Below are 22196 nucleotides of genomic sequence, written 5' to 3'. Positions count from 1 at the left end.
AAAACTGAATCAGGCGAGGATGGCGGATGCGGCGAAAAGCAAGGCGATCTCGGCCAACTGCTGCAGAGCGCCGATGGTGTCGCCGCTCTGGCCGCCGATCTGGGCGAGGCAGAGTTTTCTGAAGGCGAAGAAAAGGATGGCGAGGCACAAAGCTGCGACGACCGCGCCCTTGAGCCCGAGGAACAACAGGCCGAGCGCACCGATGGCAAGGGCAGCGATCACGGCACTGTCTGCAACCGTACCGACGCCTGCGGCAAGGCCGTCGACGCGCGCCTGCGGCAGGTGGCGCATGAAGGCGGGGATCAGCGCACGCGAGCCGACATGGGCGGCGACGAGGGCCACAAAGACCGGTGCCGGATCTTCGATTTCAACGATCGCGCTCCAGCGCGCCAGGACGGAAAGCATGAGTGCTGCCGCGCCATAGCTGCCGATGCGGCTGTCGCGCATGATCTCGAGCTTGCGTTCGCGCGTGCGCCCGCCGCCGAAACCGTCTGCGGTATCCGACAGGCCGTCCTCGTGCAGGCAGCCGGTGACCAGCATGGCGGCGGCGATTGCGAGTGCCGCGGCCGGTCCTTCGGCGAGGCCAAGGCCATGGCCTGCGGCGAAGACGAGCCAGGCCAGGAGCGCCACGACGAAGCCGACGAGCGGCGCCGTCCAGATGGCGTCGGCGAGCGAGCGATCCCTGACTTCGAAATGCGGCAGCGGCAGGCGCGTGAAAAAGACGAGGCCAAGGCGGATGTCGTCGAAGATCGTCGCCGGTGTCATCATCAGCCTCGCGCGATCGCGTGGAAGAAGGTGCCGGTGACATGGCCGCGCCGCCCGCCGAAGCCGCCGAGCGGATTGCCCTGGCCGTCGGCCAGTTGCCCGAGCGGCGTGTCGTCGCCACGCTCGACTGTCTGGGCGTAGTGAAACTCGTGCCCCCTGACGACGCTGCCTGTGTCCCCGAGCGGACAGGGGGCGGAGAGGGTGGCCTGGCGGTAGCCGAGATTCATCTTGCGCCTGGCGAAGCTGGTGGCGTGACCGAGCAACCCCAGCATTGCGTGGGTGATGCCGTCGGCATCCTCGATGGAGCGGCCGAGCACCATGAAGCCGCCGCACTCGCCATGGACGGGCTTTTTCTCTGCGAAGCGGCGTGTGCCTGACAGGAAGTTGCCGGCGGCGGCGAGGCGGCCGGCATGGAGCTCGGGATAGCCGCCTGGCAGCCAGCAGACGTCGCAGGAGGTGTCGGGCGCCTGGTCGGCCAGCGGGGAGAACGGCACCAGCTCCGCGCCCATGGCGCGCCAATGGGCGGCGAGATGCGGGTAGAGGAAGGTGAAGGCAGCGTCCTGGGCGAGCGCTATGCGCTGGCCGGGCGGCGGCAGGGCGAAGGATTGGTCGCCTGCGGCGGGCACAAGCGGCGTCGCCAGTGCGATGATCGCGTCGAGATCGAGCGAGCGCTCGACCATGTCGGCGAGCTTTTCGATGTGGGCGAAGAGGTCGGCATGCTCTTCGGCCTGGACGAGGCCGAGATGGCGTTCCGGTATCGACAAGGTCGGGTCGCGCAGGATCGCGCCGACGACGGGCAGGCCGAGCGCTTCGATGGCGTCGCCGGCAAGCTTGCGGTGACGGTCGCTGCCGAGCCTGTTGAGCACCACGCCTGCGATGCGGACGTCGGGATCGTAAGTGGCAAAACCCTTGGCGATGGCGGCGGAGGTTTGCGACTGGCCTGAGACGTCGAGCACGAGCAGCACCGGCAGGCCATAGAGCCGGGCGAGGTCGGCGGCCGCACCCGAGCGGCCCTTCTCAGAGGGGATGCCGTCGAACAGGCCCATGGCGCTTTCGAGGATCACCATTTCGGCGTCCGACGATGCATCTGCGGCGAGCGCGTTGAGCAGCGACGGCGCCATGGCCCAGCTGTCGAGATTGACGCCGGGCAAGCCGGTGGCGGCGGCATGGAAGCCGGGATCGATGTAGTCGGGGCCGGATTTTGCGCCGCGGACCTTGATGCCGCGGCGGGCAAGCGCCCGCAAAAGCCCGATGGTGACGCTGGTCTTGCCCGAACCCGAGCGCGGCGCGCCGATGATGAGCCCGCGCGCCGTCATTTCTGCCCGATCAGCTCGGCGCGCAGCGAGACGATGCCGCCGACGACGATCAGGGAAGGCGAGACGACCTTTTCGCGCTCGGCGGTGGCAACCAAGGTGCCGAGTGTGGCGGTGACCGTGCGCTCCTCAGGCGTCGAGGCGTTCTCGACAAAGGCTGCGGGCGTGTCGACCGAAAGGCCGCCGCGCATAAGCTCGCTCACCGTCTCGGCCATGTGGGTCAGGCCCATATAGATGACGATGGGCTGTCCGGTGCGGGCAAGGGCTGCCCAGTCGGGCCGGTCGTCGCTGACCGCCGCAAAGCCGGTGGCGAGGATGATGGCGCCGTTGACGCCGCGCATGGTGGCGGGAATGCCAGCGGAAGAGAGGCCGCCAAAGGCTGAAGTAATGCCCGACAGCACGCGCCAGGGGATGTTTTCGCGAGTCAGCACCAGCGCTTCCTCGGCGCCGCGGCCGAACACGAAGGGATGGCCGCCCTTGAGCCGCACGACCTTGCGGCCTTCGCGCGCCAGCTTGACCAGCAGCGCGTTGATGTCGCCCTGCGGGATCGACAACCTGCCGCCGCGCTTGCCGACGAAGAATTTTTCCGCCTGCTCGGCAACCGCGACGATTTCGGGCGCCACGAGCGCGTCATGCACCAGTGCATCGGCCTGGGCGAGGGCCGACAGAACGTCGAGCGTGAGCAGGCCGGGATCGCCGGGACCTGCGCCGGCAAGCCAGACATGGCCGGGTTCGAGCACCTGCTGCTTGTAGTTCAAGCGCGCGATAGCGTTTTCAAGTGTCATGCGTGTCGCTTTCGCCGATGACGCGCCGATCCGGCAAGCCTATAGATCGCGTCATGAATGAAGAAGATCGTCCGCTCAAGCGCGGCTGGACCACCGGCGCCTGCGCCACCGCCGCCACCAAGGCGGCGTGCCTGGCGTTGAAGACGGGTGCGTTTCCCGACCCGGTGGAGATCGTGCTGCCGGGCGGCCAGAACGTGGCCTTTGCGCTGGCCAGGAATGAGCGCGGCGACGGCTGGGCCATGGCCGGTATCGTCAAGGACGCCGGCGACGATCCCGATGTCACGCATGGCGCGCTTGTCATGAGCACGGTGCGACCCGGGCAGCCGGGCAGCGGTGTTGTGTTCAAAGCCGGCAAGGGTGTCGGCACGGTGACGCGGCCGGGCCTGCCGATTTCGCCGGGCGAAGCCTCGATCAACCCGGTGCCGCGCCGGATGATTGCGGGTGTCGTGGCCGAGGTCTTTGGCGAAGGCGCCGATGTGGAGGTTACGATTTCCGTCGCCGGCGGCGAGGAGATGGCGCTCAAGACGCTCAATCCGCGCTTGGGCATTTTGGGCGGCATCTCGATCCTGGGAACGACGGGCATCGTCATTCCCTATTCCTGTTCGGCGTGGATCCACTCCATCCATCGCGGCGTCGACGTGGCGCGCGCCATGGGATTTGACCATGTCGCCGGCTCGACCGGCAACGCTTCCGAGATGGCGGTGCAGAAATTCCACGGTTTGCACGAGGTGCAGCTGATAGACATGGGCGACTTCGTCGGCGGCATGGCGAAATACATCCGCGCCCATCCGGTGTCCAAGGTGACGATTGCCGGCGGCGTTGCCAAGATGACCAAGCTGTCGCAAGGCCTGCTCGACGTGCATTCGAACCGCGGTTCGGCCGATCTCGACGGCCTGGCGGCGGTGGCTGTCGAGACCGGGGCGGATGCCGCGCTCGAAGCGCGCATCAAGGGCGCCAACACGGTCGCCGAAGCCTTCATCGAGGCACGCAAGGCTGGCATTGCTATCGGCGACGCGGTTGCGGCTGCGGCCTGGCGCACGGCGGCCGGCGCGCTCAACAATCCCGATATCGCGCTCGAAATCCTCGTCTTCAACCGTGAGGGCGAGCTGATGGGGCATGCGCCCTTCGCCGCCTCTCATAGCCCGTCGCGGCCCCTGAATCGACGCTGATAATAGGCGTCGTAGAGCGAGCTTTCGCGGAAATCCTCCGCCGCCAGTGACTGGCCAACGAAGATGATGGCCGTGCGCTCGATCGGGTCTTTTGCCAGTTCAGCCGCAATCGTCGACAGCGTGGCCCTGACGATGCGCTCGTCCGACCAGGAAGCGCGGAAGACCACCGCGACGGGGCAATCCGGGCCGTAATGCGGGCTAAGCTCGGCCACGACCTGATCGATGGCGTGGATCGAGAGATGCACGGCGAGCGTCGCACCCGTGCGACCGAAGCCGGCAAGCGTTTCGCCCGGCGGCATCTTGGAGGCGCGGCCGGAGGTGCGGGTCAGCACCAGGCTCTGGGCGACCTCGGGGATGGTGAGTTCGCGCTTCAGCGCTGCTGCCGCTGCCGCAAAGGACGGCACGCCCGGCGTCAGCGTGTAGGGGATGCCGTTCTTTTCCAGCCTCCTGATCTGCTCGGCGACCGCACTCCAGACCGAGAGATCGCCCGAATGAAGGCGCGCGACATCGTGGCCGGCCTTATGGGCGGCGACATACTCGGCCTCGATCTCGTCGAGCGACATGGGCGCGGTGTCGACCAGCCGGGCGTCATCAGGGCAATAGGTCAGAAGCTCCGGCGAGACGATGGAGCCGGCATAGAGGCAGACCGAACAAGTGCCGAGCAGTCGGCTGCCGCGCACGGTGATGAGGTCTGCCGCGCCCGGGCCGGCGCCGATGAAATGAACGGTCAAGCTGTGGCTCCAGAGGTGGCGATGGCACAGGTGGCGGGGCCGACTGATATGCGCGGGCCAAGCAGTGCGGCATCCGCGCCGGCGGCGGCGAGGGCGGCGGCCTCCGATACGGACGGCGTGCCGGCGGCCTCCAGCGAGGCTTGCGACTGGCTGAGCGTGCGGGATGCGGCGGCGGCGAGTGCCGCGTCGTCCATGACGAGCAGCGGCAGGTCGAGCCGGCGTGCGGCAGCAAGAATACCGGGCTCGTCACGTTTCAGGCTGGCGGTGGCCAGCGCCGAAAGTGCTGTGACGACAAGGCCGTGCGCTTCGAGCGCGGTTTCGATTGCCGAGAGAATATCTTCGTGTGCCGCGCCTTTGCGGCAGCCTATGCCTGCGATCATCATGGCTTCACCCAGCTCCACTGCGTGACCGGCATTGCCGGCCGCCAGCCGGTCATCGAGCCAATGGGGGCGGCGCGGGAGATTTGCAGGCGCAGCAGGTCGCCGCCGTGGGAGGCGTGGCGGGCGAGCAGCAGCGCTTCCATTTCGAGGGTGACGGCGTTGGCGACGAGGCGGCCGCCGGGACGAAGTGCTGATATGGCCGCATCGAAGACACCATCCTCCGAGCCGCCGCCGCCGATGAAGATCACGTCGGGGGTGGGCAGATCGGCGAGCGCCTCGGGTGCCGCTCCCCTGACGACCTTCAGGCCCGGCACGCCGCAATTGGTCGCGTTGCGCGCGATGCGGTCGGCGCGGTCGGCATTGTGTTCGATGGCGATGGCGCGCAGCGAGGAGTGACAGAGCAGCCATTCGATGGAGATCGAGCCGGAACCGCCGCCGATGTCCCACAGAAGTTCGCCACGACGCGGGGCGAGGGCGGACAGCGTCACCGCGCGGATCTCGCGCTTGGTGATCTGGCCGTCATGCTCGAACAGGTCGTCGGGCAAGCCCGAGGCCAAGGGCAGGATGCGTGCTTGCGGCGTCGATTCAAGCTCAAGCGCCAGTACGTTGAGCGGATTGATGTTTTCGAGATCGAAGGACGCCGCGACGGTGGTGCGGATCCGCTCATTCTCGCCCCCCAGCGCTTCGAGCACGGTCAGCCGCGACAAGCCGAAGCCGCTGTCGGCGAGCAGCGCTGCGATCTTGGTTGGCGCATCGCCATCCGAGGTGAGCGCGACGATGCGCGCGCCCTGATGCAGATGCGGACGGATCAGGTCGATGGCGTGGCCATGCAGCGATATCGTCTCGACGTCCTGCAACGCCCAACCGAGCCTGGATGCCGCCAGCGAGAAGGCGGAAGGGGCCGGTAGGACATGCATTTCGGCCAAAGCAACGGCACGGGCCAAGGTGACGCCGACGCCATGAAGGAAGGGATCGCCCGACGCCAGCACGCAGACGTTTTCGCCGCGCAGGCCTATCACGTCGCCCATTTCGCTGTCGAAAGGCATCGGCCAGGGGCGTGACTGGCCGTGGATCAGTTCGGCGGCCAATGCCAGATGTCGTTTGCCGCCGAAGACGTGGCTTGCGGCAGAAATCGCGCGCTTGGCGTCGTCACCGAGACCCGATACACCGTCTTCGCCGATGCCGACGACTGTCAGCCATTTTTGCGTCGGTGCGTTGAATTCAGCAGGCATGATGACCCACCGTATCCTGATCCTGGGCGGCACCACCGAGGCGCGGCAGCTGGCGGCGAAGCTGGCTGGGCGCGGCGATCTCGACATCACCCTGTCGCTGGCGGGCCGGACCGAAAACCCGCTCGCGCAGCCGGTGCCGGTACGAACGGGCGGCTTCGGCGGTGCACAGGGGCTGGCCGACTGGCTGGCCGGGCACAAGACCGACCTGCTGATCGATGCGACGCATCCCTATGCGGCGCGTATCTCGGCCAATGCTGCCGAGGCGGCGCGGATGGCCGGTGTGCCGATCTTCGCCCTGCGTCGTCCGGGTTGGGAACTGGGCGACGGCGACCGCTGGACGCTGGTCGAAGACGGTGAACAGGCCGTCGCAGCGCTCGGCGAGACGCCCCGCCGCGTGTTCCTGGCGCTCGGCCGGCAGGAAGTGGCGGCGTTCGAGACCGCGCCGCAGCATGCCTATGTCATTCGCAGCGTCGACCCGATCGAGCCGCCGCTCGGCGTGCCCGATGCGACCTACATCCTGGCGCGCGGGCCGTTCGCCGAAGCCGACGAGCGGGCGCTGCTCAAGACGCACAAGATCGACGTCATCGTTGCCAAGAACAGCGGCGGGCAGGCGACCTACGGCAAGATCGCGGCGGCCAGGCAGCTCGGCGTCGAGGTGATCCTGTTCCGCCGGCCGCCTCTGCCCGAGGTGTTGTCGGCTCCAAGCGTCTCCGCGATGGCCGAGATGGTCGATCATTTCGTGGGCCCTGCGGAAAAGCGCGGAGTGTAGACCAGCGGTGGCTTGCCGACGCGTTCGATCAGGCGCGTTTCGGGCGAGCCGATGACGACGCAGGTCGCCATGTCGGCCTTTTCCGCTGCTGCTTCGCCAAGCGTGACGATCTCGATGCGCTCGTCGGGCCGGCCGGCGGCGCGGCCGAAGATGATGGGGGTCGTGGCGGGCAGGTGGCTGCGCAGCGTTTCGAACGCGCTGCCGAGCTGCCATGGGCGGGCCTTGCTGATCGGGTTGTAGAGCGAAATGACGAAACCTGCCTCGGCGACCGCGATCAGGCGGCGCTCGATCAGCTCCCATGGCTTCAGGTTGTCGGACAGGTTGATGGCGCAGAAATCGTGGCCGAGGGGCGCGCCGACACGAGCGGCAACGGCCAGCATGGCGGTGACGCCGGGCACGACCGACAGCTCGATGTCGCGCCATTCTTTCGGGCCGGCTTCGATCGCTTCGCAGACGGCCGCGGCCATGGCGAAGACGCCGGGATCGCCACCGGAGACGACGGCGACGTTGTGGCCGGCCGCTGCCATCTCAAGTGCGGCATTGGAGCGCGAGATCTCCTCGCGGTTGTCGGAGGCGACGCGGGTCTGGTCGGGGCGCAGGTCGAGGCGGTCGAGATAGGGTTTGTAGCCGAAGAAATGGCTGGCTTCCGCCACGGCCCGGCTGGCTTCCGGCGTGACCTGGTCCGGATTGCCGGGGCCGAGGCCGATGACGACGAGGCGGCCGCTCACAATTCCGCTCCCGGCTTGCCGGCCCAGCCGGGCACCAGGACGATGGCGAAATAGGGCGCCTTGTCGTCCGATTTGTCGACCAACCGCATGTGCTGCGTGTTGGGCATGGTGCCGCGCTCGACATAAAGCGCGCGGCCGAGCTTGCCGGTCGCTTCCAGCGCCTTGCGGATTTTGGGCAGATTGCGGCCGACCTTCATGATGACAGCGGCGTCGGTATCGGCGAGGCGTCGGGTGAGTTCGAACTCGCTCATGGTACCCGGCAGCACCGACAGCACGTCGTCGCCCTGGACGATAGGCACGCTGGTCTGCGACCAGCAGCCTGACATGGCGGTGACGCCGGGGATGACCTCGGTCGGGTAGAGATGCGCCAGCCGCACATGCAGATGCATGTAGGAGCCGTAGAACAGCGGGTCGCCCTCGGACAGGATGGCGACGGTGCGGCCCTGGTCGAGATGGGCGGCCACCGCTTGCGCCGAGTCCTCGTAGAAGCCTGATATGGCAGCACGATAGTCGTCGTGATCCTTGTCGATTTCCGTCGTCACGGGATAGACCAGCGGCAGCTCGATCACGCCGTCGCGGAAATGCGCATCGGTGATGGTGCGGGCGTTGCCATTGGCGCCGCGCTTGGAAAAATGCGCGATCACGTCGGCCTCGGCCAGCGCGCGCACGGCCTTCACCGTCATCAGCTCGGGATCGCCGGGGCCGGTGCCGACGCCGATCAGGCGGCCCTTTGCAGCGGACACGCTCATACGCCGGGCCTCGCCAGCGAGTTGAGGGCAGCTGCCGTCATGGCGCTGCCGCCGAGGCGGCCGCGGACGATGGCATAGGGCACGCCATAGGAATTTTCGGCCAGCGCGTCCTTGGATTCGGCAGCGCCAACGAAGCCGACTGGCATGCCGATGATGGCGGCAGGCTTGGGAGCGCCGTCGCGAAGCTTTTCGAGCAGGTAGAAGAGAGCGGTCGGCGCGTTGCCGATGGCGACGACGGAGCCGGCAAGCCTGTCGATCCAGAGATCGATCGCTGCGGCCGAGCGGGTATTGCCGATCGCCTTGGAGATCTCTGATGTACGCGCATCGCGCAAGGTACAAATGACCTCGTTGTCGGCGGGCAGGCGGGCGCGGGTGACGCCGCGCGCCACCATCTCGGCGTCGCAGAAGATCGGTGCACCGGCCTGCAGTGCTGTGCGCGCGGCCGAGACGAAGTTCTCCGAGAAGACGAAATGCTGGGCCGCTTCGACCAGGCCGCAGGCATGGATCATGCGCACCGCGACGTCCGACTCGTCTTCGGAGAAGCGTGCGAGATCGGCCTCCGCGCGGATGATGGCGAAGGAGCGTTCGTAGATGGCCGTGCCATCATGGATGTAATCGTAGGCGGCCATGTTCATTCCTGTGCCAGAGCTTGCGCGAGGCGCTTTGCGCCCAGCCTTGCGAGGCAGGCGGCGGCATTTTCGTCCGGCTTGCGCTCCTGGGCGAGCAATTTCGTGAGGCGGCCCATGCCGCGCGCGGCTTCATATCCTGCGGTGTAGGCCGCCGGAAGGCCCTTCGCCGTTCCGCCGACGACAAATACAGCACCCTTTTCGTCACCGACGATGGTGAGCGTCGCCGGTCCTGGATGGGCGCAGCCCTTGGCACAGCCGGAGACGTGCAAGGACAGCGTCGGATCGAGGTCTTCGCCGAGGTCGGCAGCGATATCGGCGGCAACGTCACGCGCTGATATCATGCCCGACGCGCAGGCCGGTGCGCCCGGGCAGGCGGCGATGCGGATGCGGGGGTCGTTGGGCGAGGTGACGAGGCCAAGCGAGCTGGCCGTTGCGGCGAGGGTGTCGGCGGAGGGGCGATCGAGGTCCATGACGAGCAGGGTTCGGCCGGGCGCTGGGCGGATGCCGGTGGCGCCGGCGGCCGTTGCCGCTCGGCAGAAGGTGATCAGCGTCGAGGCGTCGATGCTGCCGAAGGGCAGGGCGATGCCGACAGCGATTCGGGAATCGGAGAGCGGGAGGATTCCGATGGGAGATGAATCGGTTGCGTGGGGTAGTTCAGAGGTTGAATCAGTTTTGAGCGTGGTAGTCCTGGCGACGGCGAGTTTCTTCGCGCCCCCCTCTGTCCTGCCGGACATATCCCCCTCAAGGGGGGAGATTGGCAGCTTTGGTGCTTTCGCAGGTTCTGAGAGTTCCGCTACCCGACCTTCCTGCAACGCCCGTGATGGGGTGGGGTGCCGGTGACGGCTGATCTCCGCCCTCGAGGGGGATATGTCCGACAGGACAGAGGGGGGCGCGAAGGAATGAGAGGTCTCAAATCCTGCGATGGAAGCACGGATGACGCTCGGGTCGAGGTCACGGGCGCGTCCTTCGCGTCCGAGTACTGCGATCGCGTGGAGAATATCGAGCGTGGCTGTAAATGCATCGTCTGCATCGAATTCTCCGACGAACGTAGCAGCCTTCTCATCGCCCGCCACCGACAGGCGCCAACGCCCGGCACCCACCGCGACCAGCCTGACATCGCCCATGATCGCGCCAAGCCCGATCTCGCCGTGCCCATCGACCACGACCGATACCTTCGGCCCGAGTCGCGGCGCCAGCCCCGCCTGCTCGATCGCAGTGCGGATCGCGGCCGCTAGTGGCACGGGATCGGCAATCTCCGCCGGATCCATGCCGGCGAGCGGGCTGGTGTCGACGGGCACGCCGGTGCGCACCGCGATGCCGAGCGTGTCGACTTCTTCAGCCAGCAGACACGCACTCTCCGCCGTCAGCCCCCTGATCTGGATGCTGCCGCGCGCCGTGACCTCGACAATGCCGTTGCCATGGCGTGCAGCGGATTCGGCGAGTCCGATCAATATGTTGGGGGCGATTTCTCCAGCGAGCGGGTTGATCCGCACCAGGAGGCCGTCGCCTGTCGGCATCGGTGCTGAAAGTGCTGGACAGGCGCCACGGCGGGAGAAACTGGTCATGCCGCGACCCCGCGCGCCTCGGCCTCGGCGATGAGGCTGGCGAGGTCGTCGTCGATGGAGTTGCGCAGTGGGTGCCACAGGCCGCGCCGGCGGGCAGCGGCGAAACGCTCGGCAATGAACTTCGCTGCCGCCGGGTTCTCGCGCAGCATGAAGTCGCGCACCGCCTCATTGCCGACATAGGCGTCGTGAACGGCCTCGATCAGCGCGCCCGGAATGGCGTTTGTCGTTTCGGCAAAGCCGATCAGCCGGTCGACCGTCTCGGCGAATTCGGAGGCGCCGCGCGGGCCATGGCGCATCTGGCCGGCGATGAAGCGGGCGTTGGTGGCGCGCGCCCTGACGACGCGGCCGACGGCCTCGGTGACCGAACGCGGCCTCGGCTTTTGTGGATCGGAGGTGTCGAGCACGATGACGTCGGCGTTCTTGCCCAATGCTGCGACCGCTGCTGCAAATCCGCCGATGAAGGCGACGTCGGCCGAGCCTTCGAGGATGTCGCGGCCGGGGTCGTCGCCGGTATGTACCAACAGGTCTGCCCCGGCGATGCGGCCGGCAAAGGCGCCGGGCGCGGAAAAGCCTTCGCCTTCGTTGCCGCCATAGGCGTGGGAGGCAGCATCGAGATAGGCGCGGCCGAGCTCTTCGCGCGCCTGCCAATCGCCCGATGACAGAAGGTCCTCGAGGCCGGCGCCATAGGTGCCGGGGGAGGAGCCGAAGATGCGCGGCTCGACCTTGCCCGCGGCGCGGGTGCTGGCAGCGAGCGGGTTGTCGTGGTCGTCCTCGTCGCGGGTGGCGACGGCGCGGGCGGCGGCGTCGATGAGAGCGATCTGGGTCGGGAACATGTCGCGGAACAGACCCGAGATGCGCCAGGTGACGTCGACACGCGGGCGGCCGAGCGTCGCCGGTGGCAGCACCTCGATGCCGGTAACGCGGCCGGTGGCGGCGTCCCATTGCGGCCGGCAGCCCATCAGCGCCAGCCCTTGCGCGATTTCCTCACCGCCGGTGCGCAGCGAGGCGCTGCCCCAGAGGTCGATGACCAGCGCGCGCGGCCACTCGCCATGGCTCTGCAGGTAGCTGCGCATGATCTCGTCGCTGGCTGACTTGCCGAGGTCAAAGGCCGTCGGCGTCGGCATGGTGCGCGGATCTGAAGTGAACAGGTTGCGCCCGGTGGGCAGGACGTCGGTGCGGCCGCGCGCCGGGGCGCCCGAGGGGCCGGCCTTGACGTGGCGGCCGTCGAGGGCGGCGATCAGGTTTTGTCGCTCGGCTTCAGCACTGGCGCGGCGAGCTGCGTCGGGTTCATCGGCTTCAGCACGGCCATAGACATGCAGGCCGTCCTTGATGGCGAAATCCTTGAGGTCGCACAGCCAGGCGTCGATACGGCGCAGCGCTTCATCGGGCGCGTCCGTATTGGCAACGCCCGCTTCGGCGGCAAGGCCGGTCTGCGATGCCGTCTCGACGATGAGTTTTGCCAGCCGGTCGCGGCGGCGGCGGTCGAGACCGTCGGCCTGCGCGTACTCATCGACCAGGCGTTCCAGTTTTTGCTGATGCTCGTCCAGGCCAGCCGACGCGAGTGGCGGCGGCAGGTGACCGAGCGTGACCGCGGCAATGCGGCGTTTGGCCTGGGCCGCTTCGCCGGGGTTGGAGACGATGAAGGGATAGACCACCGGCAGCGAGCCGGTGACGATCTCGGGGAAACAATCCCGGCTCAGCGCCACCGCCTTGCCCGGCAGCCATTCGAGCGTGCCGTGGGCGCCGACATGGATGATGGCGTGGATTGCGAGCGACTTCTGCAGCCAGAGGCCGAAGGCGAGCAGCGCGTGGCGCGGGGGCAACGTAGGGTCGTGATAGTCGGCGCGGCGATCGGCCGATCGGCCGCGATCGGGAGCGAGGGCGACCGTGATGTTGCCGAAGGTGGCGGCGCGGAAGGGGAAGTGGCGCGTGCGAGTGGAAGCAGATGCGGTGCGCTCCACGTTGCCCCCCTCTGTCCTGCCGGACATCTCCCCAACACGGGGGGAGATTGGCAGCTTCGGCGTCGCCGATCGTTCTGCGAGTTCTGCTGGACGGACGTGACCTTCTGCCGGCGCCGGCGATTGGGCTGTACGCTGCTGACTGCTGATCTCCCCCCTCGTGGGGGAGATGTCCGGCAGGACAGAGGAGGGCAATGTCGAGCGTTGTCCTGTCCTGTCGATCGTATCAGCCTCTGCCTTGCCCCAGGCAGCGTCGACTGCGTTTCTTGCCTCCGCAGGCAGATCCTCGGCAAGCGCGAGATAGTCTTCGAGCGCCAAGCCGTGCCCGCCGGCCTCGATCAGATCGAGCAGAGCACGTGGCGATTCGGGAATCGATTCAACCGCATACCCCGCGTCCTTGAGGTCGTGCAGCATGGCGAGCACGCTTGATGGCACGTCGAGGCCGACGGCATAGCCGGTGCGGCCGGGGGCGCTGGGGTAGTCGGGGATGAGGATTGCGAGCTTGCGCTTTTCGGGCCGCGTCTCACGCAGCCTGAGGTGTGATGCGATGCGGCGGGCGACCTGGTCGACGCGGTCGGGTTCAGGCCGGTTGGCGAAGGCGCGGAAGCCGAGGGACGGGTCGACCTCGCTTTCGGCCTTGAAGGAGATGGCGCCGGCGAGGATGCGGCCGTCGAGTTCGGGCATCACCACATGCATGGCGAGATCTGCAGGCGCCAGGCCACGCGGGCTGCCTTCCCAGGCTTCGCGACGGGTGGTGGCGACGATGACCTGGAACACCGGCACGCCGGCCCGGTCGAACAGCGTTTCCGCGCCCGGCTCGGCGCCGGCGGCGAAGGCGGTCGCGGTAATGATTGCGGCGGGGTGGAGTTCGACCAAGGCCTGCTCGACGAAGGCGAGGGAAGCCTTGTCCTTGAGGCTGGAGACGAAGATCGGTGCGGGACGCAGGCCCTCTGCTCTCAATGCTTCGACCAGTGCGTCGATCGGTGCGACGTCGGCGGCGAGCAGCATCGAGCGGTAGAAGAGGATGGGGATGAGAGGGATGGGCGAAGGATCGCTTTCATTGCCAGCCGAAAAGCCCTCGATGTCACTGAGGATGCCTTTCGCCGGATCATAAAACCCGGCCTTGGGTACAGAAACCGGCGCATCGGCTTTGGTTTCCGTGCCCGCCAGCCCGGCCAGCCTTGCGACCAGCGCCTTCATGTTCTCAGGTCCGCCCTCGCGGAAATAACCGAGCAGGGCGTCGAGTTCGGTCCGCGGCAGCGTCGACGCTTCGATCAGCCTGAGATCCTCGTCGTGGCTTTCGCCGGGCAGCAGCGCCAGCGCGATGCCTTTTGCGCGGGCAAGAGCCGCGAGCTGGTCGCAGCCGTAGCGCCACCAGTCGTGGCCGCCGAGGATGCGGACGAGGATGACCCTGGCGTGGCCAGCCACGCTGTCGATCCAGAGGTCCACCGACATCGGATGGCGGAGGTCACGCAGGCTGGCGAGCCGCATCGACGGCAGGTTTTCAGCATCCGCCTTCCAGGCGTTTGCCAGGCCGGCCAGGTCGCTGTCGGTGAAGGACAACGCCACCACATCCGCAGGCTTCTGCCTGAGGTCCACTGGCTCGATCAAATCGTCGAGCGAGGCGGATGTGGTGGTGAGGATGTGCATCCAGGCTGTCCGGTTCAGCCGACCAGGATGCGCTCGATGGCCAGGCGGTCGAGGCCCTTGAGGCCGATCACGACCAGGCGCGAGCGGCGGTCGTCCTCAGCGCTCCAGGCGCGGTCATAGTAGTGGTTGACGCGTGGGCCGACGGCCTGGACGAGCAGGCGCATCGGCTTGCCGCCGACATCGACGAAGCCCTTCACGCGCAGCACGTTCTCTTCTTCGGCGGCGGTGGCGACGCGCTTGGCCAGTTCGTCGGGGTTGGCGATCGAGGGGATCTCGATGACGAAGGTGTCGAAATCGTCGTGCTCGTGGTCGAAGGCGCCGTCGTGATGGGTCTTGCGGTTCTCGATGTCGTCCTCGACGGCGAGGCCGAGGCCGAGCAGCACCGACGGGTCGACCTTGCCATGCGCCGACGGCACGATCTTGACGGCGCGGGCGAGATGCTCGCCGACGATGGCGCTGGCGCGAGCGTGGCCGGCTTCGTCGAGCAGGTCGCTCTTGGACAGGATGATGAGGTCGGCGCAGGCGACCTGGTCCTCGAACACTTCCTCGACCGGGTCGTCATGGTCGAGCGAATCATCGGCAACGCGCTGGGCGGCGAGGGCCTCCATGTCGGAGGCGACCTTGCCTTCGGCGAGAGCCGGGCCGTCGACAACGGCGATGACGCCATCGACGGTGACGCGGCTCTTCACCGATGGCCACTGGAAGGCCTGGACCAGGGGCTTCGGCAGAGCGAGGCCCGAGGTCTCGATCAGGATGTGGTCGACCTTCGGCGTGCGCGACAGAATCTGGTCGAGGGCTGGGACAAAATCGTCGGCGACGGTGCAGCAGATGCAGCCATTGGCCAGTTCGACGATGTTTTCTTCGGGGCAGGCGTCGACGCCGCAGCCTTTCAGAATCTCGCCGTCGATGCCGACATCGCCGAACTCGTTGACGATGATGGCGAGACGCTTGCCCTTGGAGTTCTCAAGGATGTTGCGCAAAAGCGTGGTCTTGCCGGCGCCGAGAAAGCCGGTGACGACGGTGCAGGGAACGCGTTCGACGGAGGCGGTCATGTGTCTTCCTTGATGAGAGCAAGTGGTGGGATGCGCGCGACGAGGCCGCGCTTGAGGCTGTCGGGACGGCCGCGCCATGGGATCAGGCCGTCGGTCGAGGTGGCGAAGAGCCTTGCGCCGGTGACGAGGTCTTCGCCCGACGTTGTTGCGAGATCGCCGAAGACATAGCTCCATGAACCGTCGCGGATCAGCGCCGCGCTGAGGCGGCGCTTGCAGTTGCCTAGGCACTCGACGGTACGGACGGCGATGGCGCCCTCGGCAGCGAGGCGGGCGTGTTCGGCAAGTTTGGCGCCGGCGCGCGGATGGGCGTCCGAGCCGGTTTCATCGCGACAGGAGGAGCAGACGAGAATCGTCACCTCGGAAACGCGCGTGTCGGCGTCACCGCCGGATGCGTCTCCAATTTCGACCGAGGAATTGTCGTCGAGTTTCAAATTCCAGGCTCCTTGCCTGGGACACCCGCCAGGCGATCGGATCAATGTTGCAGACGGCAGGTCTCCTGGCTCGCGAGTCGTCGCCTTCGCACCGCCTTCCCGGGAAAACATCCCAGTGGTTACCGGCCTTGGCTCGTCGCTTACAGTTGCGGGGACAGCCGCGGATTTGACGCCAGAGCGCCGCACCGCATTCCCTCTTAGCCTTCGCCTTTGCGGGTGAAGGACCGTCTGGAGGCGATTTAGGCGGTGGCGAGGGGTGGAGTCAACGCGGCAGAGCGACAGCTGCCGTCGCAGGTGTTCTCTTGCAGGCCTATGGGTGCAGCGATTGACAAGCGCGGGCTGCATTTTCAAATACGTGCATGTATCGAAATCGCGCTCAGGTTGAAGAGGCATATCTCGCTCAGGCGAATATGCAGTTCCTGTTTTTCTGGGGACACCAGCCGTCAAAGGACGGGACAATTACCTCGTCTTGCCTCAGTCAATGGTGGGCAGCCTCGTTTCTCGTCGATGGCGTCGGCTATCCAACTGCCGAACATTGGATGATGGCTGAAAAGGCGCGCCTGTTTGGAGATCATGAAATCGCGTCCAGGAGGTGCTGGAAGTCCAAAACAGGTCAAGCAGTTCGGCAGAGAGGTGCGGGGGTTCGACGCCACTCTCTGGGACCGTGAGAAAGGTCGCATCGTAGCGGCAGGCAACAAGCACAAGTTCGGACAGAACCCGGCATTGCGCGACTTCCTGCTCTCGACCGGAGACGCCATTCTGGTCGAGGCAAGCCCTGTCGATGCCGTATGGGGCATTGGTCTTGCCGCCGACGAGGAGCGTGCAGGCGATCCGCTCCGGTGGCGCGGAGAAAATCTCCTGGGGTTTGCACTCATGGAGGTGCGCGACGGACTGCGCGGCTGAGTTGCCGGCACGTCCAGACGTCACATGGCCATCGCCGCCAATGCCGGTCCGAGGTCGCCGGCAGGCGTCACCTCGATGCGTTCGAGGCCGAGCCAGCCACGCATCTGCTTCAGCTCTTCGTGGAGTTCGGCTGCGGTTTCGGGCGGAGCGCAAGGCTCGCCATAGGCCGCATGGACACGGAGAATGCCGGCCGGGCGGTCGGCCTTGAGGTCGATGCGGGCGACGATGCGTTCGCCGAGCAGGAAGGGCAGCACGTAGTAGCCGTACTGGCGCTTTTCGGCCGGCGTGTAGATCTCGATGCGATAGCGGAAATCGAACAGCTGTTCGGCGCGCGTGCGTTCGAACACCAGCGGATCGAAAGGCGCGAGCAATGCACGTGCCTGCACCTTTCGCGGGATTCGGGCATCTGCATGCAGATAGGCCTGCCGGTCCCAGCCTTCGACGCGCACGGGAATCAGTTCGCCCGCCTCGACCAGTTCCTCGAGACGGCCCTTCATGTCGGCAGGGGACAGGCGGAAATAGTCGCGCAGGCAGATGGCCGTGGCGACTCCATGGGCGCGGGCGGAAATCCGCAGCAGCTCGCGATGCGCATCCGATGCCTGCGGGGCAGGGCGGCTGTAGATGTCTGCGGGCAGGACGCGTTCGGGCAGGTCGTAGAGGCGCTCGAAGCCGCGGCGCGAATGGGTGGTGATGCGGCCGGCCCAGAACAGCCATTCGAAGGCGTGCTTTTCACGGCTCCAGCCCCACCAGCCGCCGGAGCCTTTTGCGCCTTCTATGTCGGAGGCGGCGATGGGGCCGCGATCGACCACCGTTCGGAATATCTCTTCGATATAGGTTTTGTTCTCGCGGCCGAATTTTGCCAGGCCGCCATACATGCCGTCCTCGGCCCGCGCCATGCGCCAGCGCATCAGCGGAAAGGTCTCCAGCGGCAGCAGCGAAGCCTCATGGGCCCAATATTCGAAGAGCATGCGCTTCCTGGGCTGCATTGCGTCGTCGAGCACGGCCATCGGGTAGGGGCCGAGTCGCGAATAGAGCGGCATGTAGTGGGCGCGGACCACTGCGCTGACCGAGTCGATCTGCAGCAGGCCGGTGCGGTCGAGAACGCGCTGGAGATGACGTCGGGTGATCGCGCCAGTGGGGCGCGGATCGGCAAAACCCTGGGCTGCCAGAGCGATGCGACGGGCGGTGGCGAGGGAGAGTTTCTCTTTCATTGCGGCAAGCTATCGCAGTCTCGGAACGGGTGACGCAAGGGCAGTGGAATCAGTTCTTGCTGCAGATGCTAGCAGGGCTGCGGGTTCGGACTTGTCAGGAGAGTAAAGTGGAGTAAAAGACGAAGGAAATCAAACAGGAGCCACATCGGCAGGATTTTGGTCCAGCGGTGGGCTTTGCCCCGTTTTGGACAAGGTTGGGCTTGCTTCGCCGAACCGCCTGCGCTAACCGTCGCCGCATTGCAGCACGACCGTTTCGTCAGGGCAGACGAGAATCCGTCGCGCTTCCGGAAACGGACCCCGTGCTGTAAGTCTGGGTGGATTGGCCACCAACGGAATTCGCAGCATGAACGCTCTCCTGAGTTCGTATCTGCCCATCGTCATCTTCATCGGTGTGGCGCTCGTAGTCGGCATAGCCCTTATCGTGGCGCCCTTCCTTGTCGCCTACCGCAGTCCCGATCCGGAGAAGCTGTCGGCCTACGAGTGCGGCTTCAACTCCTTCGACGATGCGCGCATGAAATTCGACATCCGGTTCTACCTGGTGTCCATCCTCTTCATCATCTTCGATCTCGAAGTGGCGTTCCTGTTCCCGTGGGCTGTGTCCTTCGGCCAGATCGGCATGCTCGGCTTCTGGTCGATGATGATCTTCCTGGCCGTGCTGACCATCGGCTTCATTTATGAGTGGAAAAAGGGAGCGCTGGAATGGGATTGAACGACGCCTCCGGCACCCTGATCGCGCCGAAGCCGAAAGGCATCATCGATCCGAACACCGGCAAGCTCATCGGCTCCGACGACGCCTTCTTCGGCGATCTCAACAACGAGCTGTCCGACAAGGGGTTCCTCGTCACCTCGTCCGAGGCGCTGATCACCTGGGCGCGCACCGGCTCGCTGATGTGGATGACCTTCGGCCTGGCCTGCTGCGCCGTAGAGATGATGCACATCTCGATGCCGCGCTATGACGCCGAGCGTTTCGGCATCGCGCCGCGCGCTTCTCCGCGCCAGTCGGACGTGATGATCGTCGCCGGCACGCTGACCAACAAGATGGCGCCCGCGCTCCGCAAGGTCTATGACCAGATGCCGGAGCCGCGCTACGTCATCTCGATGGGCTCGTGCGCCAATGGCGGCGGCTACTATCACTATTCCTATTCGGTGGTGCGCGGCTGCGATCGCGTCGTGCCTGTCGACATCTATGTGCCCGGCTGTCCTCCGACCGCCGAAGCGCTTCTCTACGGCATCCTTCTTCTCCAGAAGAAGATCCGCCGCACCGGCACCATCGAGCGGTGATCCCAAATGAGTGAAGCCCTCAAGGACCTTGCCGCCTATATCGCGGAAAAGCTCGATGCGGACATCGAGGAAAGCGTGCTCGCCTATGGCGAACTGACGCTGACGGTGAAGGCCGCCGACATTGTCGACGTGATGACCTTCCTGCGCAATGACGTGCAGTGCCAGTTCGTCTCGTTCATCGATGCGGCCGGTGTCGACTATCCGCAGCGCCGCAAGCGCTTCGACGTCGTCTACCACCTGCTGTCGCCGCGCCAGAACCTGCGCATCCGCGTCAAGGTCAGCACGGACGAGGACACGCCTGTGCCGTCGATCACCTCGGTCTATCCGGGTGCCGACTGGTTCGAGCGCGAGGCCTACGACATGTATGGCATCCTGTTTTCGGGCCATCCCGACCTGCGCCGCCTTCTGACCGATTACGGCTTCGAGGGGCACCCGCTGCGCAAGGACTTCCCGCTCACCGGCTTCGTCGAAGTGCGTTACGACGACGAGCAGAAGCGCGTCGTCTACGAGCCGGTCGAGCTCAAGCAGGAATTCCGCAATTTCGACTTTTTGTCTCCCTGGGAAGGCACCGAATACGTGCTGCCGGGCGACGAAAAAGCCAAGACGAATTGAGGCGCCGAAATGGCTGAAACCTCCGTCCGCAATTTCAACATCAATTTCGGCCCGCAGCATCCGGCAGCGCACGGCGTGCTGCGCCTGGTGCTCGAGCTCGACGGCGAAGTCGTCGACCGCGTCGATCCGCATATCGGCCTTCTGCACCGCGGCACCGAAAAGCTGATCGAGCAGAAGACCTACCTGCAGGCCGTGCCTTATTTCGATCGTCTCGACTATGTCGCGCCGATGAACCAGGAGCATGCCTTTGCTCTCGCGGTCGAGCGCCTGCTCGGCATCGAGGTGCCGAAGCGCGGCCAGATCATCCGCGTGCTCTATTCTGAGATCGGCCGCATCCTGTCGCACCTGCTCAACGTCACGACGCAGGCGATGGACGTGGGCGCGCTGACCCCGCCGCTGTGGGGCTTCGAAGAGCGCGAGAAGCTGATGGTGTTTTATGAGCGTGCCTGCGGCGCGCGCATGCACGCAGCCTATTTCCGGCCTGGCGGCGTCCACCAGGACCTGCCGCAGAAGCTGGTCGAGGACATCGGCAAGTGGATCGATCCGTTCCTGCAGACGGTGCAGAACCTCGACGACCTGCTCACCCCCAACCGCATCTTCAAGCAGCGCAACGTCGACATCGGCGTGGTGTCGCTCGACGATGCCTGGGCCTGGGGTTTCTCGGGCGTGATGGTGCGCGGTTCGGGCGCTGCCTGGGACCTGCGCAAGAGCCAGCCCTACGAATGCTACCCGGAGATGGAATTCGACATCCCCGTGGGCAAGAACGGCGACTGCTACGACCGCTATCTCATCCGCATGGAAGAGATGCGCCAGTCGGCCAGGATCATGCGCCAGTGCGTCGATCTTTTGCTCGGCAAGGAGAGCACGGGCCCGGTGTCGAACATCGACGGCAAGGTTGTGCCGCCGAAGCGCCAGGCCATGAAGCGGTCGATGGAATCGCTGATCCATCACTTCAAGCTCTACACCGAAGGCTACCGCGTGCCTGCCGGCGAGGTTTATGCAGCCGTCGAGGCGCCGAAGGGCGAGTTCGGCGTCTTCCTGGTCTCCGACGGCACCAACAAGCCTTACCGCTGCAAGCTGCGCGCACCGGGTTTCGCCCATCTCCAGGCGATGGACTTCCTGTGCCGCGGCCACATGCTTGCGGATATCTCGGCCGTTCTCGGCTCCCTCGACATCGTGTTTGGTGAGGTCGACCGCTAAATGTCAGTCCGCCGTCTCGCAGAAGCCAGCGTCCAGCCCGCGTCCTTCGCCTTCAACAAGGCGTTCACGTCGCAGGCCAAGACCTGGATCAAGAAGTACCCCAAGGGCCGCGAACAGTCGGCCGTCATTCCGCTGCTCATGCTCGCGCAGGAGCAGGACGGTTGGGTGACCAAGGCTGCCATCGAGCACGTCGCCGACATGCTCGGCATGCCCTATATCCGTGCGCTTGAAGTCGCGACCTTCTACACGCAGTTCCAGCTCAAGCCGGTGGGCACGCGCGCCCATATCCAGGTGTGCGGCACCACGCCGTGCATGCTGCGCGGCTCGGAAGAGCTGATGGATGTCTGCCGCTCGAAGATCCATCACGACCAGTTCCACACCAACGAGGCGGGCACGCTGTCGTGGGAAGAGGTCGAGTGCCTGGGCGCCTGCGTGAACGCGCCGATGGTCATGATCTTCAAGGACACCTATGAGGATCTGACGCCTGAGCGTCTGGCCGAAATCATCGACCTGTTCGAGGCAGGCAAGGGCGACAAGGTAACCCCCGGCCCGCAGACGGGTCGTTTCCTGTCGGCGCCGCTGACCGGGTTTACCGCGCTCAAGGACGAGAAGTCGGTCCTCAAGACGACCCGCGACAAGGAAGCCAAGGCTTCTGCAAAGGCCGCCAAGGCTGCCGCAGCTGCCCCGGCAGCGACTGCTCCTGCCGCAGCACCGCAGCCCGCACCTGTTGCCGCCGTCGCCGAGAAGCCCAAGGCAGCACCGGCCAAGAAGGCCGATGCCCCGGCAAAGCCGTCGCTCGAGGACAAGAACCGTCCCGCCGGCATCGCCAGGCCTGCAGCTGTCGACGACCTCAAGCTGATCTCGGGCGTCGGCCCGAAGATCGAGGGCACGTTGCACGAACTCGGCATCTTCACCTTCGCCCAGGTGGCGTCGTGGAAGAAGGCCGAGCGCGAGTGGGTCGACGGTTATCTGAGCTTTCATGGTCGCATCGAGCGTGACGACTGGGTCAAGCAGGCCAAGGCGCTCGCCAAGGGCGGTGTGGCCGAATACATCCGCGTCTTCGGCAAGAAGCCGGTCTGAGGA

The 22196-nt window shown here is 66.1% G+C and carries 22 protein-coding genes and 1 riboswitch; of the genes, 8 read left to right on the top strand and 14 right to left on the bottom strand.

All coding sequences use genetic code 11. The features are described from left to right. Nucleotides 1-9 precede the first annotated feature (9 nt). From cobS to cobA, 3 genes are read right to left on the bottom strand one after another with little or no spacing between them, the layout of a single operon-like run. Nucleotides 10-768, bottom strand: a complete 759-nt coding sequence (gene cobS / locus B015_RS0114730; RefSeq protein ID WP_018428478.1) for an adenosylcobinamide-GDP ribazoletransferase — start codon at nucleotides 766-768, stop codon at nucleotides 10-12. Next, nucleotides 768-2081 (bottom strand): cobyrinate a,c-diamide synthase, encoded by a 1314-nt coding sequence (locus B015_RS0114725; protein WP_018428477.1) that lies wholly within the window; start codon nucleotides 2079-2081, stop codon nucleotides 768-770. The genes cobS and B015_RS0114725 overlap by 1 nt, the downstream gene beginning before the upstream one ends. Then, on the bottom strand, nucleotides 2078-2863 hold the full coding sequence (gene cobA, locus B015_RS0114720; protein ID WP_018428476.1) for a uroporphyrinogen-III C-methyltransferase: 786 nt from the start codon (nucleotides 2861-2863) through the stop codon (nucleotides 2078-2080). The genes B015_RS0114725 and cobA overlap by 4 nt, the downstream gene beginning before the upstream one ends. Nucleotides 2864-2916: 53 nt before the next feature. On the opposite strand from cobA, the gene B015_RS0114715 reads away from it, so the two are divergent. Next, the gene (locus B015_RS0114715) at nucleotides 2917-4032 is read left to right on the top strand and encodes a cobalt-precorrin-5B (C(1))-methyltransferase (protein ID WP_026227294.1); all 1116 of its coding nucleotides are present in this window, start codon (nucleotides 2917-2919) and stop codon (nucleotides 4030-4032) included. On the opposite strand, the gene cobM is transcribed toward B015_RS0114715, so the two are convergent. From cobM to cbiE, 3 genes are read right to left on the bottom strand one after another with little or no spacing between them, the layout of a single operon-like run. After that, on the bottom strand, nucleotides 3999-4763 hold the full coding sequence (gene cobM, locus B015_RS0114710) for a precorrin-4 C(11)-methyltransferase (protein ID WP_018428474.1): 765 nt from the start codon (nucleotides 4761-4763) through the stop codon (nucleotides 3999-4001). The two genes, B015_RS0114715 and cobM, sit on opposite strands and share 34 nt — an antisense overlap. Further along, nucleotides 4760-5146 carry a cobalamin biosynthesis protein gene (locus B015_RS0114705; RefSeq protein ID WP_018428473.1) on the bottom strand — a complete coding sequence of 129 codons (387 nt, stop codon included), beginning with the start codon at nucleotides 5144-5146 and terminating at the stop codon, nucleotides 4760-4762. The genes cobM and B015_RS0114705 overlap by 4 nt, the downstream gene beginning before the upstream one ends. After that, nucleotides 5143-6375 carry a precorrin-6y C5,15-methyltransferase (decarboxylating) subunit CbiE gene (gene cbiE, locus B015_RS0114700; RefSeq protein ID WP_018428472.1) on the bottom strand — a complete coding sequence of 411 codons (1233 nt, stop codon included), beginning with the start codon at nucleotides 6373-6375 and terminating at the stop codon, nucleotides 5143-5145. The genes B015_RS0114705 and cbiE overlap by 4 nt, the downstream gene beginning before the upstream one ends. Nucleotide 6376: 1 nt before the next feature. Here cbiE and B015_RS0114695 point away from each other — a divergent pair, with 1 nt between their 5' ends. Then, nucleotides 6377-7144, top strand: a complete 768-nt coding sequence (locus B015_RS0114695; protein ID WP_026227293.1) for a cobalt-precorrin-6A reductase — start codon at nucleotides 6377-6379, stop codon at nucleotides 7142-7144. Here the strand turns inward: B015_RS0114695 and B015_RS0114690 are convergent. From B015_RS0114690 to B015_RS0114660, 7 genes are read right to left on the bottom strand one after another with little or no spacing between them, the layout of a single operon-like run. Next, nucleotides 7108-7872, bottom strand: coding sequence for a precorrin-3B C(17)-methyltransferase (locus B015_RS0114690; protein WP_018428470.1), 765 nt, complete (start codon nucleotides 7870-7872; stop codon nucleotides 7108-7110). The two genes, B015_RS0114695 and B015_RS0114690, sit on opposite strands and share 37 nt — an antisense overlap. Next, a complete protein-coding gene (locus B015_RS0114685; RefSeq protein WP_018428469.1) occupies nucleotides 7869-8621 on the bottom strand; it encodes a precorrin-2 C(20)-methyltransferase in 753 nt (250 codons plus the stop codon). Before B015_RS0114685 ends, B015_RS0114690 begins: the two co-directional genes overlap by 4 nt. Beyond that, nucleotides 8618-9250 (bottom strand): precorrin-8X methylmutase, encoded by a 633-nt coding sequence (locus tag B015_RS0114680; protein ID WP_026227292.1) that lies wholly within the window; start codon nucleotides 9248-9250, stop codon nucleotides 8618-8620. The genes B015_RS0114685 and B015_RS0114680 overlap by 4 nt, the downstream gene beginning before the upstream one ends. Before the next feature lie 2 nt (nucleotides 9251-9252). Further along, nucleotides 9253-10767, bottom strand: coding sequence for a precorrin-3B synthase (gene cobG / locus B015_RS0114675; protein WP_018428467.1), 1515 nt, complete (start codon nucleotides 10765-10767; stop codon nucleotides 9253-9255). 44 nt (nucleotides 10768-10811) lie between these two features. Continuing rightward, complete coding sequence (locus tag B015_RS0114670) at nucleotides 10812-14423, bottom strand: cobaltochelatase subunit CobN (RefSeq protein ID WP_018428466.1); 3612 nt, start codon at nucleotides 14421-14423, stop codon at nucleotides 10812-10814. Nucleotides 14424-14437: 14 nt separating this feature from the next. Then, complete coding sequence (gene cobW, locus B015_RS0114665) at nucleotides 14438-15475, bottom strand: cobalamin biosynthesis protein CobW (protein ID WP_018428465.1); 1038 nt, start codon at nucleotides 15473-15475, stop codon at nucleotides 14438-14440. Beyond that, on the bottom strand, nucleotides 15472-15876 hold the full coding sequence (locus B015_RS0114660) for a DUF1636 family protein (protein WP_157632880.1): 405 nt from the start codon (nucleotides 15874-15876) through the stop codon (nucleotides 15472-15474). Before B015_RS0114660 ends, cobW begins: the two co-directional genes overlap by 4 nt. A 67-nt stretch (nucleotides 15877-15943) precedes the next feature. Continuing rightward, a riboswitch (cobalamin riboswitch) is annotated at nucleotides 15944-16150 on the bottom strand. A gap of 329 nt (nucleotides 16151-16479) precedes the next feature. Here B015_RS0114660 and B015_RS33585 point away from each other — a divergent pair. Further along, nucleotides 16480-16809, top strand: a complete 330-nt coding sequence (locus B015_RS33585; RefSeq protein WP_245262179.1) for an NADAR family protein — start codon at nucleotides 16480-16482, stop codon at nucleotides 16807-16809. 20 nt (nucleotides 16810-16829) lie between these two features. On the opposite strand, the gene B015_RS0114650 is transcribed toward B015_RS33585, so the two are convergent. Then, nucleotides 16830-18020, bottom strand: coding sequence for a winged helix-turn-helix domain-containing protein (locus B015_RS0114650; RefSeq protein ID WP_018428462.1), 1191 nt, complete (start codon nucleotides 18018-18020; stop codon nucleotides 16830-16832). Nucleotides 18021-18363: 343 nt separating this feature from the next. Here B015_RS0114650 and B015_RS0114645 point away from each other — a divergent pair, with 343 nt between their 5' ends. From B015_RS0114645 to nuoE, 5 genes are read left to right on the top strand one after another with little or no spacing between them, the layout of a single operon-like run. Beyond that, nucleotides 18364-18729, top strand: coding sequence for an NADH-quinone oxidoreductase subunit A (locus B015_RS0114645; protein ID WP_018428461.1), 366 nt, complete (start codon nucleotides 18364-18366; stop codon nucleotides 18727-18729). Next, nucleotides 18720-19301: an NADH-quinone oxidoreductase subunit B gene (locus B015_RS0114640; protein ID WP_018428460.1), complete on the top strand. Its 582-nt coding sequence runs from the start codon at nucleotides 18720-18722 to the stop codon at nucleotides 19299-19301. The genes B015_RS0114645 and B015_RS0114640 overlap by 10 nt, the downstream gene beginning before the upstream one ends. A 6-nt stretch (nucleotides 19302-19307) precedes the next feature. Beyond that, nucleotides 19308-19913, top strand: a complete 606-nt coding sequence (locus B015_RS0114635) for an NADH-quinone oxidoreductase subunit C (RefSeq protein ID WP_018428459.1) — start codon at nucleotides 19308-19310, stop codon at nucleotides 19911-19913. A 9-nt stretch (nucleotides 19914-19922) separates the two neighbouring features. Next, entirely contained in the window at nucleotides 19923-21113 is a 1191-nt protein-coding gene (locus B015_RS0114630) for an NADH-quinone oxidoreductase subunit D (protein WP_018428458.1), read from the top strand. Next, nucleotides 21114-22193, top strand: coding sequence for an NADH-quinone oxidoreductase subunit NuoE (gene nuoE, locus B015_RS0114625; RefSeq protein ID WP_018428457.1), 1080 nt, complete (start codon nucleotides 21114-21116; stop codon nucleotides 22191-22193). Nucleotides 22194-22196 lie beyond the last annotated feature (3 nt).

This window comes from Hoeflea sp. 108, from assembly GCF_000372965.1.
GTDB lineage: Bacteria > Pseudomonadota > Alphaproteobacteria > Rhizobiales > Rhizobiaceae > Aminobacter.
This window is presented reverse-complemented; position numbering and strand designations above follow the sequence as displayed.

Bases quoted from the DNA above. Each gene is read 5' to 3' on its own strand.
- cobS (WP_018428478.1), bottom strand. From the start codon at position 768: ATGATGACACCGGCGACGATCTTCGACGACATCCGCCTTGGCCTCGTC.
- B015_RS0114725 (WP_018428477.1), bottom strand. From the start codon at position 2,081: ATGACGGCGCGCGGGCTCATCATCGGCGCGCCGCGCTCGGGTTCGGGC.
- cobA (WP_018428476.1), bottom strand. From the start codon at position 2,863: ATGACACTTGAAAACGCTATCGCGCGCTTGAACTACAAGCAGCAGGTG.
- B015_RS0114715 (WP_026227294.1), top strand. From the start codon at position 2,917: ATGAATGAAGAAGATCGTCCGCTCAAGCGCGGCTGGACCACCGGCGCC.
- B015_RS0114705 (WP_018428473.1), bottom strand. From the start codon at position 5,146: ATGATGATCGCAGGCATAGGCTGCCGCAAAGGCGCGGCACACGAAGAT.
- cbiE (WP_018428472.1), bottom strand. From the start codon at position 6,375: ATGCCTGCTGAATTCAACGCACCGACGCAAAAATGGCTGACAGTCGTC.
- B015_RS0114695 (WP_026227293.1), top strand. From the start codon at position 6,377: ATGACCCACCGTATCCTGATCCTGGGCGGCACCACCGAGGCGCGGCAG.
- B015_RS0114685 (WP_018428469.1), bottom strand. From the start codon at position 8,621: ATGAGCGTGTCCGCTGCAAAGGGCCGCCTGATCGGCGTCGGCACCGGC.
- B015_RS0114680 (WP_026227292.1), bottom strand. From the start codon at position 9,250: ATGGCCGCCTACGATTACATCCATGATGGCACGGCCATCTACGAACGC.
- cobG (WP_018428467.1), bottom strand. From the start codon at position 10,767: ATGCCGACAGGCGACGGCCTCCTGGTGCGGATCAACCCGCTCGCTGGA.
- B015_RS0114670 (WP_018428466.1), bottom strand. From the start codon at position 14,423: ATGCACATCCTCACCACCACATCCGCCTCGCTCGACGATTTGATCGAG.
- cobW (WP_018428465.1), bottom strand. From the start codon at position 15,475: ATGACCGCCTCCGTCGAACGCGTTCCCTGCACCGTCGTCACCGGCTTT.
- B015_RS33585 (WP_245262179.1), top strand. From the start codon at position 16,480: ATGAAATCGCGTCCAGGAGGTGCTGGAAGTCCAAAACAGGTCAAGCAG.
- B015_RS0114650 (WP_018428462.1), bottom strand. From the start codon at position 18,020: ATGAAAGAGAAACTCTCCCTCGCCACCGCCCGTCGCATCGCTCTGGCA.
- B015_RS0114645 (WP_018428461.1), top strand. From the start codon at position 18,364: ATGAACGCTCTCCTGAGTTCGTATCTGCCCATCGTCATCTTCATCGGT.
- B015_RS0114640 (WP_018428460.1), top strand. From the start codon at position 18,720: ATGGGATTGAACGACGCCTCCGGCACCCTGATCGCGCCGAAGCCGAAA.
- B015_RS0114635 (WP_018428459.1), top strand. From the start codon at position 19,308: ATGAGTGAAGCCCTCAAGGACCTTGCCGCCTATATCGCGGAAAAGCTC.
- B015_RS0114630 (WP_018428458.1), top strand. From the start codon at position 19,923: ATGGCTGAAACCTCCGTCCGCAATTTCAACATCAATTTCGGCCCGCAG.
- nuoE (WP_018428457.1), top strand. From the start codon at position 21,114: ATGTCAGTCCGCCGTCTCGCAGAAGCCAGCGTCCAGCCCGCGTCCTTC.